Annotated in this window: 15 protein-coding genes; 5 read left to right on the top strand and 10 right to left on the bottom strand. The window is 73.7% G+C overall.

From position 1 onward, the window contains the following. From ACFWBW_RS09835 to ACFWBW_RS09820, 4 genes are all read right to left on the bottom strand, one after another. Positions 1 to 712: phosphatase PAP2 family protein (locus tag ACFWBW_RS09835; RefSeq protein WP_385370114.1), on the bottom strand; the 712-nt coding region annotated here is incomplete at its 3' end. 263 nt (positions 713 to 975) lie between these two features. Beyond that, positions 976 to 1,404, bottom strand: coding sequence for a hypothetical protein (locus ACFWBW_RS09830; RefSeq protein WP_385370112.1), 429 nt, complete (start codon positions 1,402 to 1,404; stop codon positions 976 to 978). A 31-nt stretch (positions 1,405 to 1,435) separates the two neighbouring features. Further along, positions 1,436 to 1,684, bottom strand: coding sequence for a hypothetical protein (locus ACFWBW_RS09825; protein WP_385370110.1), 249 nt, complete (start codon positions 1,682 to 1,684; stop codon positions 1,436 to 1,438). A 53-nt stretch (positions 1,685 to 1,737) separates the two neighbouring features. Continuing rightward, complete coding sequence (locus ACFWBW_RS09820; protein ID WP_385370108.1) at positions 1,738 to 2,178, bottom strand: hypothetical protein; 441 nt, start codon at positions 2,176 to 2,178, stop codon at positions 1,738 to 1,740. A gap of 281 nt (positions 2,179 to 2,459) precedes the next feature. Between ACFWBW_RS09820 and ACFWBW_RS09815 the strand changes: the two genes are divergently transcribed. Next, the gene (locus ACFWBW_RS09815) at positions 2,460 to 3,320 is read left to right on the top strand and encodes an NAD(P)-dependent oxidoreductase (protein ID WP_385370106.1); all 861 of its coding nucleotides are present in this window, start codon (positions 2,460 to 2,462) and stop codon (positions 3,318 to 3,320) included. A 28-nt stretch (positions 3,321 to 3,348) separates the two neighbouring features. On the opposite strand, the gene ACFWBW_RS09810 is transcribed toward ACFWBW_RS09815, so the two are convergent. The 3 genes from ACFWBW_RS09810 to ACFWBW_RS09800 form a co-directional block, all read right to left on the bottom strand. Further along, positions 3,349 to 5,475, bottom strand: a complete 2,127-nt coding sequence (locus ACFWBW_RS09810) for an ATP-binding protein (protein WP_385370104.1) — start codon at positions 5,473 to 5,475, stop codon at positions 3,349 to 3,351. Further along, positions 5,370 to 5,867 (bottom strand): hypothetical protein, encoded by a 498-nt coding sequence (locus ACFWBW_RS09805; RefSeq protein ID WP_385370102.1) that lies wholly within the window; start codon positions 5,865 to 5,867, stop codon positions 5,370 to 5,372. Before ACFWBW_RS09805 ends, ACFWBW_RS09810 begins: the two co-directional genes overlap by 106 nt. A 136-nt stretch (positions 5,868 to 6,003) precedes the next feature. Beyond that, positions 6,004 to 6,780, bottom strand: a complete 777-nt coding sequence (locus ACFWBW_RS09800) for an NAD(P)H-dependent oxidoreductase (protein WP_385370100.1) — start codon at positions 6,778 to 6,780, stop codon at positions 6,004 to 6,006. Between the two features lie 137 nt (positions 6,781 to 6,917). On the opposite strand from ACFWBW_RS09800, the gene ACFWBW_RS09795 reads away from it, so the two are divergent. Together ACFWBW_RS09795 and ACFWBW_RS09790 are read left to right on the top strand one after the other, a co-directional pair. Continuing rightward, positions 6,918 to 7,769 carry a helix-turn-helix transcriptional regulator gene (locus ACFWBW_RS09795; protein WP_385370099.1) on the top strand — a complete coding sequence of 284 codons (852 nt, stop codon included), beginning with the start codon at positions 6,918 to 6,920 and terminating at the stop codon, positions 7,767 to 7,769. An 84-nt stretch (positions 7,770 to 7,853) separates the two neighbouring features. Next, positions 7,854 to 8,351, top strand: a complete 498-nt coding sequence (locus tag ACFWBW_RS09790; protein ID WP_385370098.1) for a hypothetical protein — start codon at positions 7,854 to 7,856, stop codon at positions 8,349 to 8,351. A 47-nt stretch (positions 8,352 to 8,398) separates the two neighbouring features. On the opposite strand, the gene ACFWBW_RS09785 is transcribed toward ACFWBW_RS09790, so the two are convergent. Then, complete coding sequence (locus tag ACFWBW_RS09785) at positions 8,399 to 9,136, bottom strand: FadR/GntR family transcriptional regulator (protein WP_385370096.1); 738 nt, start codon at positions 9,134 to 9,136, stop codon at positions 8,399 to 8,401. Between the two features lie 143 nt (positions 9,137 to 9,279). On the opposite strand from ACFWBW_RS09785, the gene ACFWBW_RS09780 reads away from it, so the two are divergent. Beyond that, the gene (locus ACFWBW_RS09780) at positions 9,280 to 9,795 is read left to right on the top strand and encodes a gluconokinase (protein ID WP_385370094.1); all 516 of its coding nucleotides are present in this window, start codon (positions 9,280 to 9,282) and stop codon (positions 9,793 to 9,795) included. 104 nt (positions 9,796 to 9,899) lie between these two features. Then, positions 9,900 to 11,297 carry a gluconate:H+ symporter gene (locus ACFWBW_RS09775; protein WP_385370092.1) on the top strand — a complete coding sequence of 466 codons (1,398 nt, stop codon included), beginning with the start codon at positions 9,900 to 9,902 and terminating at the stop codon, positions 11,295 to 11,297. Positions 11,298 to 11,353: 56 nt separating this feature from the next. Here ACFWBW_RS09775 and ACFWBW_RS09770 read toward each other — a convergent pair whose 3' ends face one another. Both ACFWBW_RS09770 and ACFWBW_RS09765 read right to left on the bottom strand, forming a co-directional pair. Next, complete coding sequence (locus ACFWBW_RS09770) at positions 11,354 to 11,638, bottom strand: hypothetical protein (protein ID WP_385370090.1); 285 nt, start codon at positions 11,636 to 11,638, stop codon at positions 11,354 to 11,356. Beyond that, positions 11,635 to 12,783 (bottom strand): hypothetical protein, encoded by a 1,149-nt coding sequence (locus ACFWBW_RS09765; protein WP_385370088.1) that lies wholly within the window; start codon positions 12,781 to 12,783, stop codon positions 11,635 to 11,637. Before ACFWBW_RS09765 ends, ACFWBW_RS09770 begins: the two co-directional genes overlap by 4 nt. Position 12,784: the final 1 nt, after the last annotated feature.

Here is a 12,784-nt window from a genome sequence, read left to right as displayed (position 1 = left end):
CCTTCCGGTCGGGCCGCTCCGTCGCGTCGGGCTCCGCGTCGGGCTCCGCAGCGGGCTGTCGCCCGTACAGCAGCGCGAACCCGGTGATCAGCAGGGTCAAAGTTCCGTTGAGGAGGCCGCCCGCCACATCGCTGGGGTAGTGCATGCCGCGGTACATCCGCGACAGTCCGACGGCCGGCGGGACCAGCAGCAGGGTGCCCGTCACCACGTAGCGCCACGGGCCGCGCATGCGCAGGGCGGCGATGACGGCCAGTCCCCCGTAGAGCGCGAGGGAGGCGCCAACGTGACCGGAGGGGAAGCTCGACGTGGGCGGCGCGGCGTCCTCGTGGGGGACCGAGGGCCGCGGGCGGTCCACGAAGGCCGTCACCACGACGAACACCGCCGACTGCGCGGCCACCGAGACGCCGAGGAACAGCGCCTCGCTGCGCAGTGCGACACGGGGAAGGACGAGCAGGACGACGATACAGAGCAGCGTCGCGCCGATGACTGCCTGAGTGCCGGCGAGTACGGAGAGCAACTCCGTGGCTCCGGACATGTCCGGGTCCCGGTCTTCCGCCAGGTCCCTGCCGATCGAGGCCTCCGCCGACAGCGGCCAGTGTCCGGCCGCCGGTCCGGTGACCAGCCGTCCCAGCCCGACCATCAGGGCCGCCTGCACGGGAAGGAGCAGGAACGGTCCGACACCGCGCGCGGAGGAACCGCAGCTTCGCTTCATGGATGCCTTCTGGCCCGCGACGACCGAAAGATGCGCGACCGCGGGCCGACGCCCCCGCTCCGGAACCGGAAATGGGCCCCGACTCCTCGAGTCGGGGCCCATTCAGACGCCAGGTCAGACGGTGACGCCCATTCAGACCATGAGGCTCCTTGGTTCCGTCGACGTACACCCTCTGCTCGGCCGGGCCGATCCGTCACGCTGCTCGCCGGGAGCAGGCTTCATTCGCCCTGTGTCACAGTTCGGCGCGTCTTCATTCGCCTGTGTCAGAGTTCGGCGCGTGTCGCGGACTGGGCGGCCCGTACGGCGACGTTGGCCGCGTCCTGTACCAGCGGCGCCGCCGGACCTCCGCCGCCGGTCAGGGTCCAGCCGCAGAGGGCCGCCCAGGCCAGTGCGGCCGAGGCCGCCTTCGCGCGCTCGGTCCGGTGGGGCAGGAACGTGCCGAAGAGCAGCGCGTCCCCCGCGTCGATGGCGACCCGGCACAGTACGGCCGTCCGCAGCGCACTGCCCGCGGGGACCGCGACCATGGCCGCGCCGATGACGGCGTCGCGGACGCCCAGCGCGCGGATCAGCAGCGCGGAGGAGCCCTGCTCTGCCAGGCCGCAGGGGCGGGCCAGCACCTTCGGCCGGCAGGCGACCGCCACGCCGTACCCGAGAGTGGCCACACCCATCACCCGTGCAGCTGTGGTGCGCATCCGCGATCACTCCGTCTCAATTGGTTCTGACTCATCGGGTCCGGCCGGCTGACAGCTTCGGGCCGTGCGGGCGATCCTGCTCCTCGCGGCCGATACCCGGGCGCTGCCGCTTGGCCCCGTGCCCGCCGGCATCCGCTTCGCCGTCGCCCCCGTCGCCCCCGTCGGGACGCCCGACGACTGCCTCGTCGGCCTGCCGCCGGGCCTCCCGGTCGCCGCTCTCCCCCTCGGCCTCGGACGGCGTGGTGCGCGGGTGACTCCGGGAACTCTCGTGGGCCGTCATCTCGTCCTCCTTCAGTGGTGCCGTCCTTCGGCGACTACCCCGTACCGTCGCCCTCAGACGTTCCACGCGCCCTGCGGCCGGCCGCGGTTTCCGTCCGCCCGCTGCGGTCGGAAGGCTCGTTCTTCCTGCGTTGCCGGTGCCCGCAGGTGGCTGCACAGGCCGTCGCCGTCGCGGATGCGTGAGCGGCGCAGGAGATCACGTGTGCCGCGCAGGTGGAGCGTGCTGTGCCAGACCAGGCCGGGATGGCGGGCGCGCAGGTGGGCCAGGGCTCGGGTGTCCAGGCCCGTCCCGAGGAAGAACGCGTCGATGTCGACGCCGGTGATCACTGCCTCGGCGCAGGTGGAGCACATCCGGTAGTGGATCTCTCCGACGACCTTGCGCACGTGGACGAGGAGGAGGACCTCGTCGCCGGTGCCGGTGTCGCCGGGGATGTGCGAGGACAGCAGGTCAATGTGCCGGTAGGCGAGGAGCCTGCGACGCAGCCGCCGAACCATCCCTCCTCCCCCGGCCGCGTGCCGGACCTCTCCCGCCGAGGGCGCCTCGGGGCGCGGGGACCTGTGGAACAGGGCAATCGTGGGACGCGCATGATGTCCGTGCATGCCGCTCGCGTACCCCCGTGATCCGCACGCATGCCCGTGTACGGCGACGGCAGAAGCGGTCCTCTCGGCCACTCCCCCGACGGCGAGTTGAGGCTCCGGTGGCACGGTCGGGCTCCGCACCCGTGGAGACTGTGTCCCGGGAGCACCTGAGGGATCACCGGAATGGGAGTACCGCCATGAGCACCGTCGCGCTGCTGGGGACCGGAATCATGGGGACGGGAATGGCCCGGAATCTGCTGCGGTCCGGGCAGGAGGTCCGGGTCTGGAACCGGACCCGGGAGAAGGCGGCCGCGCTGGCCGCCGACGGTGCGGTGGTCGCCGACAGCCCGGCCGAGGCGGTGGCGGGGGCGGACGTGGTGATCACCATGCTGGCCGACGGTGCGGCGGTGGCCCGGGCCATGGCCGCCGCCGTGGAGGGGCTGAGCGCCGGTCAGGTGTGGGCGCAGATGGGCACGGTCGGCCTGGCCTCCCTCGAGGAACTGGCCGCCTTCGCGGGGGAACACGGGCTGGTCTTCGTGGACGCCCCGGTGCAGGGCACCCGCCAGCCCGCCGAGGACGGGACCCTGGTGGTGCTGGTCGGCGGCCCGGCCGACCCGCGGCTGGACCCGGTCTTCGCCGCCGTCGGGAGCAGCGTGCTGCGGGTCGGGGAGGAACCGGGGGCCGCGACCCGGCTGAAGCTGGCCACCGTCGGGTACGCGATCACCGTGACGGCCGCGGTCGGCGAGGCCCTGGCGCTGGCCGAGGGGCTAGGGGTGGACCCGGAGCTGTTCGCGCAGGTCGTGACCGGCGGGCCGATGGACAGTCCGTACCTCCAGACCAAGATGCGGGCCGTGCTGGACCGGGACTTCACGCCGAGCTTCACGGTGCGCGGCGCCGAGAAGGACACCGGTCTGATCGCCGAGGCCGCGGAGTCGGCCGGGGTGTCGGTGGACCTGGCCGTCGCCGCGCGGGCCCGTTTCCACCGCGCCGACGCCCTGGGGCACGGTGGCGAGGACATGGCGGCCGGCTACTTCGCGGGTTTCCCCGACCAGCCCTGAGGGGCGGCCGCGCCCCGGTGAGCGCGGCTCAACCCTCGTACGGGTGCGGGCGGGTGCGCAGGGTATGGCCGTGCCGCAGGCCCTCGCGGAAGGCCGCCTCGTACGCCCGGTCGCCGAGGGCTCCGCGCGCCGTGCGCTCGAACTCCTCGCGCACCGAAGCCAGTTCGGGTGTACCGCGCTGCGGGTGGCCGACGGCCTGCCAGTAGGCGTGGCCCGTACCGTACGCACGGGCCGCGCCGGCCCCGTCTCCGGTCGCCGCGCGGGCCGCCGCGAGCAGGTCGAGGCCCAGGGCCGTGCCGAAGCTGTCGCCCAGCTCCCGCTTGCTCTCCAGCATGGCGCGGGCGTGTACGGCGGACTCGGCGGGGCGGCCCTCGAAGAGGCAGATCAGGGCCAGTTGGTAGTCGGCGTAGGCCCTGGTCCAGTGTTCGCCCCGCTCGACGCAGCCGGCGCGCAGCAGTTCCGCCTCTTCCCGGGCGTCGGTGAAGAGGCCCGTTCCGGTGAGCGCGAAGACCCGTACGAGGTGGCAGCGGATCCGGGGCCCCGAGTCGAAGGGCGTGCCGGGGAAGGTCTTCAGGGCATTGTCGGAGACGATCCGCGCGGCCAGCGGCCGCCCGGCCATCAGGTGGCTCAGGCCCAGCAGGTACGCGGCGTCCAGCGCCGGGCCCGCATCCCCCTCCGGGCCCTCCTCGAGCCCCGCGGCCAGGGCCTCGCAGCCGACGGCGATCCGGTGGGCCTGCTCCTGCTCGCCCTGGAGCAGCAGGGTCACCCCGAGGGCCCACAGGGCGCGCACCCGGATCCGCGGGGGCACCTCCTCGGGCCGCGCGGCGGACAGCGCCCGCTCCAGGTAGCCGCGGGCGGCGTGCAGGTGCCCGCAGCAGGCCCAGTAGAAGCCGGCCCGGGCGGCCAGGTCCAGGGCCCGCTCGGGGGCGGTGGCCAGGTGGTGGTCGAGAGCCGCGCACAGGTCTGCGTGCACCGCCTCGACCCTCCGGTACCCGATCCGCTGGGCGGGGCCGAGCCAGTCCCGCTCGGCGGTGCGCACGAGCTCGGTGAAGTACGCGGCGTGCGCCTCCCGGAGCGCCCCGCGCTCCCCGGCCTCGTCGCGCCACATGGCCCCGTACTCCCGGATCGTGTCCAGCATCCGGTACGAGCCGTCCGCGCACCGGCGTACGACGGACTTGGCGACCAGCGCGTCGAGCAGCGGCGGGACGTCCGGCTCGGTGAGCGGGCCGGCGGAGCAGACGGCGCGGGCGGCCGCCAGGTCGAAGGAGCCGCGGAAGACGGACAGCCGCAGCCACAGCAGCCGTTCGCGCGGTGCGCACCACTCGTGGCTCCAGCCGATGGCGGTGCGCAGGGCGCGGTGGCGCGGCGGCTGGACGGGGGTGGGCGCGGACAGCGGGCCGATCCTGCGGGCGAGCCGCTCGGCCAGCTCCTCGATGGTGTGGTCGGTCAACTGCGCGGCGGCCAACTCCAGCGCGAGGGGCACCCCTTCGAGGCGGGCGCACACGGAGCGGGCGGCGGTGAGCCGGGCCTCGGTCCAGGGCGGTGCCTGCCCGGGGGCGGCCGCGGCGGCCCGCCGGGTGAACAGGGCGAGTGCCTCTTCGGCTCCGAACGGGTCCACGGCGTGCGGCAACGGGCCGATGTCCAGGACGTGTTCGTCCGCAAGTCCGAGCGGCTGCCTGCTGGTGAGCAGCAGGACGAGGTGCGGGGTCGCGTCGAGCAGCTCCCGTACGAGGCCCCGCACGGCCGTCACCAGGTGCTCGCAGCAGTCCAGTACGAGGAGCAGCCGGCGCCCGCCGATCCATTGCCGCACCGCTGCGGCCGGGGTCCGGGCGGTGTGGTCGGCGAGGTCCAGTGCGTCGGCCACGGTGGCCACGAGCAGCCGCTCGTCGGGCAGTGGGGAGAGGTCGGCCCAGTGGACCCCGTCGGCGAAGGCGCCGGCCGGGCCGCCGGGCCCCGGCACCTCGACGCCCCCGTCCGCAGCGCCCGCGAGGTCAGCCGCGCGGCGGGCCAGGCGGGTCTTGCCGACACCGCCCGGCCCGGTCAGGGTGATCAGCCGCTGCTCACGCAAAGCCCGTTCGAGCAGGGCCAGTTCCGCGGTTCGCCCCACGAAGGAGGCCCAGTCCCCGGCCTCGTACCCGTCGCCATGTCCCAGCACCCGCCCAGTGTGGCGTACGGGGCGGGTGGCGTACGCGCGGTCACTCCCGGGCGGGGTGCCTGGGCAGGGTGCCGGAGGCGCGGGGCGTCACCGCTCCGGGCTGCGGATGTACGGGCGCCCAGGGCCGCGTCGCCTGTCACGGCGCGCCCGTTGGTCCCGCAGTGGGTGTGGTGAACCGTCCCCGTCTTGGTGATGGCCTTGATCTTCACGTCGTTGCCCTGGATGGCCAGGGCGACCGTGCAGACGTCGGCGGGGTATCCGGTGACCGGTGCCACGGTGAGGTCGGTCCAGTCGAAGTCGCCCCACTGGCCCGCCATATCGCGGGTGCGGCGGCCGAGGTAGGTCTTGCCGTCCTTGCGGACGCGCGCGAACTCCTCGGAGTTGTCGGGCATCTGGTTGTCCACCGAAGCGCGGGGCCCGTCGGGCCGGCTACCCCCTGCCCGCCCGCCGGCCAGAGCCAGGCCCCGGCCGGTCCGGCCCCGGCCACCCGGCCAGTCCACCCCGCGGCCGGCCGCCAGCGTCAAGCGGTCAGCGAACGTGCAGTCCGAACCCCGCACGGCCCGCGGGCTCCAGCCCCTCCTTCAGGCGCAGCGAGGGGATCTCGTAGTCGCCGAAGTTCTGCCGCCGGAAGGCGATGGGCTCGGTCGACTCCAGGGTGAGCAGCCGCTCCACCCACGCCTTGGCCACGTCCGCGTAGTCCTCGTCCGCCATCCGGTCGGCCCCGTACAGCACGAACGGCGGCAGCGCCTCGATGCCCGGGTAGTAGAGGATCCCGTGGTGGATCGGGAACAGCAGGTCGTCGATGGGGCCGTTGATCCCGCGGTCGGCGTAATGCGTTTCCGGGCCGCCGACGGTCACCGACAGCAGGGCCCTGCGGCCCGCGAGGGTGCCTTCGCCGAAGCGCTCCCCGTACTTGGTGGCGCTGTGCTCGCCGACTCCGTACGCGAAGCGGTAGCTGAACACCCGGTCCACCCAGCCCTTGAGGATCGCGGGCATCGTGTACCACCACAGCGGGAACTGGAAGACGATCGTGTCGGCCCACAGCAGCTTCTCCTGCTCGGCGCGCACGTCGGGGGTGAGCGCCCCGGCCCCGAAGGCCCGGCCCGAGTCCAGGGTTACCTTCAGCGGGCTCGACGCGTGGGGGCCGTAGTCCTCGGCGTCCACGGCCGCCTTCCAGTTCATCGCGTACAGATCGCTCACCCGTACCTCGTGCCCGGCGTCCTCCAAGGTGGAGACCGCCAGGTCCTTCAGCGAGCCGTTGAGCGACTTCGGCTCGGGGTGGGCGTAGACGATCAGCGTCTTCACGGGTACTCCTCCGGATCGGATGCCCCGATCCTGGGCCCTGCGGCGCCCGGTGTTCAGGGGCGCGTCTTCCGTCGGACCGGACTTCCTGGTACCGGCAGGGCCACCTTCGCGGGCGCCGGCGCGGCCATACTGGGCCCATGGACGATCTTGCGGGCTTCCTGCGGACCCGGCGGGCACGGGTCGACCCGGCCGCCGTCGGCATCCCCACCGACAGCCGCCGCCGGGTCGAAGGGCTGCGCCGCGAAGAGGTCGCGCACCTGTCCGGCGTCAGCGTCGACTACTACGTGCGCCTGGAGCAGGGCCGTGCGACCCAGCCCTCCGAGCAGGTCCTCGACGCGCTCGCCCGGGTCCTCGGCCTCGACGAGACCGAGCGCGAGCACCTCTACCGGCTCTCCCGGCAGCGCCGCCGCCGTGCGAAGGCTCCGGGCGGGCGGATCCGCCCGGAGGTGCTGCGCGTCCTCGACCTCGTCGCCGGCGCACCCGCGCTGATCATGGACCACCGGCTGGACGCCCTCGCCGGGAACCGCCTCGCCGAGCTCCTCTTCGGCCGGCCGATGCCGGGGCTGAACACCGCCCGCCACATCTTCCTGGAGGAGGCCGAGCGCGGCCTCTACGCGGACTGGGAGCAGTGCACCCTCGACGTGGTCGGGCACCTGCGCCTGGCCGCCGGCCAGTACCCCGAGGACCCCAAACTGGCCTCGCTGATAGGCGAACTGGCGATGGGCAGCGAGCGGTTCCGCCGCCTGTGGGCCCGCGCGGACGTGCGCGCCCGCACCCACGGCCGCAAGGCGTTCCGCCACCCGCTGGTCGGACTGCTCGAGCTGCACCAGGAGAACTTCGCCCTACCGGGCGAATCGGGCATGGAGCTGCTGATCCTGTCCGCGGCCCCCGGCAGCCCCACCGAGGACGGCCTGCGACTACTGGCGGGCCTGGGCGCACCCAGCACCGACGCCACCCGCCCCCCGGCGCCCGCCCGCACACACGACTGACCGAGCTCCGCACAGACACCGGTCCGTCACTTTCGGATCTTGCCCCTGCTTCCACCCTCGCCTGCCGGGCGGCAGCATGGACGGATGCCGATGAATGACACGGAGCTGCTCGCCCTCCTGCGGGAACTCGACGACCCCGAACGGCTGGGACGGCCGCTGCACTACGACCGCGCCGCGGCCGGCCTCGCGTTCGGCGGGCTGGTGCGTCGACTCCAAGCGGACTTCGGGGCCCCGTGCGAATCCGAGCGCGACACCCAGGACTCCAGCGAGTACGGTCGCGTCCACGTGCCCGCGGACGCGACGGTCTGCGGGACTCGGATCGTGGTCTGCGTGAGCAAGTTCGGCTCCCTGGCCGAGGTCTGCGCCGACAATCCGGGGGCCTTCTTCGGCACGGACGACGCCCGTGAGGAGGGGGCGCTGGACCCCGCCGACCTCGCCACCGTGGAGCGGGCGCTGGCCGAGCTCGGCTACGTGAGCGTCCCCGAGGAGTTGCTGGAGAGCGACTACGACGGCCCCAGCGCGCTGGAACCCTTCGCGGCGCGGCCCACCTGGTGGACCCGGTTCTTCGGCACGGTGTGGTGACCCGCCCGGCGGGCGGGTCCCCTCGGCGGGGGGCCGAACAGGTCGGTCTAGGGTGCGAGTACGTCCAGTTCCTCCAGTGCGCCCACCGCGATCTGCCGCGTCAGCGCCTCCGCGGCGGCCGCGTCGCCTTCCCGTACGGCCTCGGCCACCCGCACGTGCAGGGTGACGGCGGCCGGGTCGGGGTCGTGGAACATGACCGCGTGCTGGGTGCGCCCGGTCAGGACCTCTGCGACGACATCGCCGAGCCGCGCGAACATCTCGTTGCCGGAGGCGTTGAGCACGGTCCGGTGGAAGGCGATGTCGTGGTGGAGGTACCCGTCGAGCTGGTGGCCGCGTGAGGTGCGGACCATGCCCAGGGCCGCCTCGGTGAGCTCGGCGCACTGCTCCGGGGTGGCCCGTACCGCCGCGAGGCCGGCCGCGACCGGTTCGATGGCCGAGCGCAGCACGGTGAGGGAGCGCAACTGGCGGGGGCGGTCCGCACCGGCGAGGCGCCAGCGGATGACGCGCGGGTCGTAGACGTTCCACTCCTCGGTGGGGCGGACGGTGACGCCGACCCGGCGGCGGGATTCGACCAGCTGCATCGACTCCAGTACCCGGACCACCTCGCGGACCACGGTCCGGGAGGCGTCGAAGCGTTCGGCGATCTCGTCGGTGCGCAGCACGCTGCCGGGCGGGTGCTCCCCCGCCGTGATCGACAGGCCGATCGTGTCCAGTACGTGGGAGTGGAGCCCTTGGCCGCCCGGCCCGCCTGCTCCGCCCGGTCCGCCCGGCCCTTCAGTGGTCATGGCGTAAGCGTACGGTGACCACCGAATGGACAAAAGATGTGATGTTTTGGCGGTGACCCCTTGAATAAGTACTACGTAATGGGCTTCAGTGGTCCCAGGCCTTCCGGGCCGATGTCAACGAGGACAGCGAAACGAGGTGCGCGATGACGCGCGTCATTGTGGTGATGGGCGTGGCCGGGACGGGAAAGACGACCGTGGGCAGGCTGCTCGCCGACGCGCTCGCCCTCCCCTACGCCGAGGGCGACGCCTTCCACCCGGCGGCCAACGTCGCCAAGATGTCCGCCGGCATCCCCCTGGACGACGCGGACCGCCGGCCCTGGCTGGACTCGATCGGCGAGTGGATGCGCAACCGGGCCCGGATCGGCGGCGGGGTCATCTCCGCCTCCTCCCTGAAGCGGGCCTACCGCGACCGGCTGCGGGCCGTCGCGCCGGACACCGTCTTCGTCCACCTCACCGGCGACCGGCCGCTGATCGAGGAGCGCATGGCCGCGCGCAAGGGGCACTTCATGCCCACCACGCTGCTGGATTCGCAGTTCGCCACGCTGGAGCCGCTCCAGCCGGACGAACTCGGCGTCCTCGTCGACGTGTCCGGAGAACCGGAGGAGATCACCGCACGGGCGTTGTCCGCCCTGCGCCGCCTCCCGGCGCCGGTCGCCTAACCGCCCCGGCCCCTCACTCCTCGCCCCTCACTCCTCCCACCGCGTCCCGCCCCACTCCGCCCTGCTCCGGCCTGCCCTGGAACCAGAACGAAGGAACCGTCACCGTGACCAGTCTCAGCGTCGAGACTCTCGCAGCGGCCGCCACCGAGCCGATCACCTCGGCCGGCAACACCCAGCTGGGGATGGCCGTCCTCGGGGGCATCGCCGTCATCGTGCTGCTCATCACCCGCCTCAAACTGCACGCGTTCCTGGCGCTGACGCTCGGCTCGCTCGCCCTCGGGGTGTTCGCCGGGGCTCCCCTGGCCAAGACCATCTCCAGCTTCACCGCCGGGCTCGGCTCGACCGTCGCGGGGGTCGGTGTACTCATCGCCCTCGGCGCCATCCTCGGGAAGCTGCTCGCCGACTCGGGCGGCGCGGACGAGATCGTGGACACCATCCTGGCCCGCGCCAAGGGCCGGGCCATGCCGTGGGCGATGGTGCTGATCGCCTCGGTGATCGGGCTCCCGCTCTTCTTCGAGGTCGGCATCGTGCTGCTGATCCCGGTGGTCCTGCTGGTGGCCAAGCGGGGCAACTACTCGCTCATGCGGATCGGCATCCCCGCGCTGGCCGGGCTCTCCGTGATGCACGGGCTGATACCGCCGCACCCCGGTCCGCTGGTCGCCATCGACGCGCTCGACGCCAACCTGGGCCTCACCCTCGCGCTCGGCGTGCTCGTCGCCATCCCCACCGTCGTCATCGCGGGACCGGTGTTCTCCCGGTACGCGGCCCGGTGGGTGGACATCCCGGCGCCCGAGCACATGATCCCGCAGCGGCCCTCGGCGGAGCTGGAACACCGTCCCCGCTTCGGGGCGACGGTCTTCACCGTGCTGCTGCCGGTGGTCCTGATGCTGATGAAGGCCTTGGTCGACATCGTGGTCAACGACCCGGCCAACGCGGTCCAGCGGGTCACCGACGTGGCCGGCTCGCCCCTGATCGCGCTGCTCGCGGCGGTGCTCGTGGGCATGTTCACCCTCGGCCGGGCGGCCGGTTTCACCAGGGCGCGGCTGTCCGTGACGGTGGAGAAGTCGCTGGCCCCGATCGCGGGCATCCTGCTGATCGTGGGTGCGGGCGGCGGCTTCAAGACGACGCTGATCGACGTGGGTGTCGGCCAGATGATCATGGACCTGTCCGAGAACTGGGCGATACCGACCCTCCTGCTGGCCTGGCTCATCGCCGTGGCCATCCGCCTGGCCACGGGCTCGGCTACGGTCGCCACCATCTCCGCGGCCGGACTGGTGGCCCCGCTCGCGGCGGGCATGGCGTCCACGGAGACCGCTCTGCTGGTCCTCGCCATCGGAGCGGGGTCGCTGTTCTTCAGCCACGTCAACGACGCCGGGTTCTGGCTCGTGAAGGAGTACTTCGGCATGACGGTCGGCCAGACCCTCAAGACCTGGTCGGTGATGGAGACCATCATCTCGGTGGTCGGCCTGGGCTTCGTCCTGCTGCTGTCACTGGTCCTCTGAACCCCTGCCGCCCGCTCCCCCGCCGGCCACTCCCCCGTCGGCCTCCGGTCGGCTGCTCAGCCGGTCCGCCTGTGCCTGCCCCGCGTCCCCTCCCGAGACCCGGGGCGGGCCAGTTGGGCCGCCGCCAGCTCGAAGCCGCCCGCCGCGGTGGCGCAGCGGTCGGCCAGGGAGGCCACCTCGGCGCGGAAGGCCTCGCCGCCCGGACCCTGCCAGCGCAGGTCCCCGGCGGCGACGCGGAGCCGTTCGGCGTGCGAACGCAGGGCCGCCGAGTGGGCGCGCAGTCCCTCGGCCGGGGCCGGACGGGTCTCGGCCCGGGGTGCGGGCCCGGCGGAGTCCGTCACTGGGTCCGCCCCGGGACGTAGACGTCGGGATGTCCCGGCAGCCGCACGAGGTGGCTTCCGGTGACCCGGCCCCCGAAGCCGGCGAGGGCCGCCGCCGGACCCGGCTCGGGGCCGGAACCCACCCAGGTGACCCGGTAGACGGTGGTGAACTCCCGGCTCGCGGCGAGCCGTCCGGCCGTCCGGGCGCCCGGACCGTGGCCGAGCAGGGCGAGTTCGGTCCCGGAGGGCACGAGGCGGCGTACCGTCGCGGCCACTTCCCGGACGTGCGCGGCCGGCTCCTCGTACGGGCCGTCGGCGCGGCCGGACCCCGTTGGTGGTCCGGCGAGTTGGAGCACGCACCGCTCGACCCCGTCCTGGCCGACGACCTGCTGGAGCAGCACCGCGCCCGCGGCCGGGCCGATCCGGTCGGCATTTCCCCGGTAACCGGCCGGGGTGCCGGTGGTGTCCAGCTCGGCGAGCAGGCGGTTGCCCGGTTCGGAGCAGGCGGGGCCCCGGTCGAAGAAGGCCCGCAGGGCGGCGCCGATCCCGAGGAGCGGCTCGGCGGCGACGGCCCTGCCGGTGGCGACCTGCCAGCCGGCGTGGTCGTTGAACGGGTTGTCGTCGGTCAGCGCGTTCCAGGCCAGGAGGTCGGCGAAGGAGGGGTTCAGCAGGGCGAAGGCAGGTCCCTCGCCGCGTCGGCGCACGAGTTCGCGGAACGCCCGGACGGCGTCCCCCTGCCGGCCCTCCTCCACCGCGAGGAACACCTCGGCGGCGGCCGGGTCCGCGGACCTCGCCGGGTTACGGGCAGCCTCGGCCCGGATCCTGCCCTTGAGGCCGCACACCGCGAGGCTGACGGCGAGGCTCTCCCGGCCGGTGAAGACCCCGGCCAGCCACCCGGCCCGCGCCACGCCCCGGCCCCGGGCGGCCCAGCCGAGTCCGTCGGGGTCGGTGAGGGAGCGCAGCAGCGTACGCCAGGCCGCGCGGCGGCGGCTGCCGAGACCCAGCGCGGTGACCGGCAGCCGGGAGCCGAGGGCCAGCCGGGAGGCGTAGCGGGAGGCTTCGCCGACGGCGTCGGCCGCCTCGGCCAGTTCCCGGCACAGGGCGGCCAGTTGATCGGCGTCCGGGTCGGTGGGCGCGGAGGTCCCGGGGGTCGCGGCGTCGGACATG

Source organism: Streptomyces sp. NPDC059957, assembly GCF_042730015.1.
Lineage (GTDB): Bacteria > Actinomycetota > Actinomycetes > Streptomycetales > Streptomycetaceae > Streptomyces.
The sequence above is the reverse complement of the archived record's forward strand: the minus strand, read 5'-3'. Positions and strand labels throughout refer to the sequence as shown.

Excerpts from the sequence above, each read along its gene's own strand:
- ACFWBW_RS09830 (WP_385370112.1), bottom strand. The coding sequence starts at position 1,404 with ATGCGCACCACAGCTGCACGGGTGATGGGTGTGGCCACTCTCGGGTAC.
- ACFWBW_RS09825 (WP_385370110.1), bottom strand. The coding sequence starts at position 1,684 with ATGACGGCCCACGAGAGTTCCCGGAGTCACCCGCGCACCACGCCGTCC.
- ACFWBW_RS09820 (WP_385370108.1), bottom strand. The coding sequence starts at position 2,178 with ATGGTTCGGCGGCTGCGTCGCAGGCTCCTCGCCTACCGGCACATTGAC.
- ACFWBW_RS09815 (WP_385370106.1), top strand. The coding sequence starts at position 2,460 with ATGAGCACCGTCGCGCTGCTGGGGACCGGAATCATGGGGACGGGAATG.
- ACFWBW_RS09805 (WP_385370102.1), bottom strand. The coding sequence starts at position 5,867 with ATGCCCGACAACTCCGAGGAGTTCGCGCGCGTCCGCAAGGACGGCAAG.
- ACFWBW_RS09795 (WP_385370099.1), top strand. The coding sequence starts at position 6,918 with ATGGACGATCTTGCGGGCTTCCTGCGGACCCGGCGGGCACGGGTCGAC.
- ACFWBW_RS09790 (WP_385370098.1), top strand. The coding sequence starts at position 7,854 with ATGCCGATGAATGACACGGAGCTGCTCGCCCTCCTGCGGGAACTCGAC.
- ACFWBW_RS09785 (WP_385370096.1), bottom strand. The coding sequence starts at position 9,136 with ATGACCACTGAAGGGCCGGGCGGACCGGGCGGAGCAGGCGGGCCGGGC.
- ACFWBW_RS09780 (WP_385370094.1), top strand. The coding sequence starts at position 9,280 with ATGACGCGCGTCATTGTGGTGATGGGCGTGGCCGGGACGGGAAAGACG.
- ACFWBW_RS09765 (WP_385370088.1), bottom strand. The coding sequence starts at position 12,783 with ATGTCCGACGCCGCGACCCCCGGGACCTCCGCGCCCACCGACCCGGAC.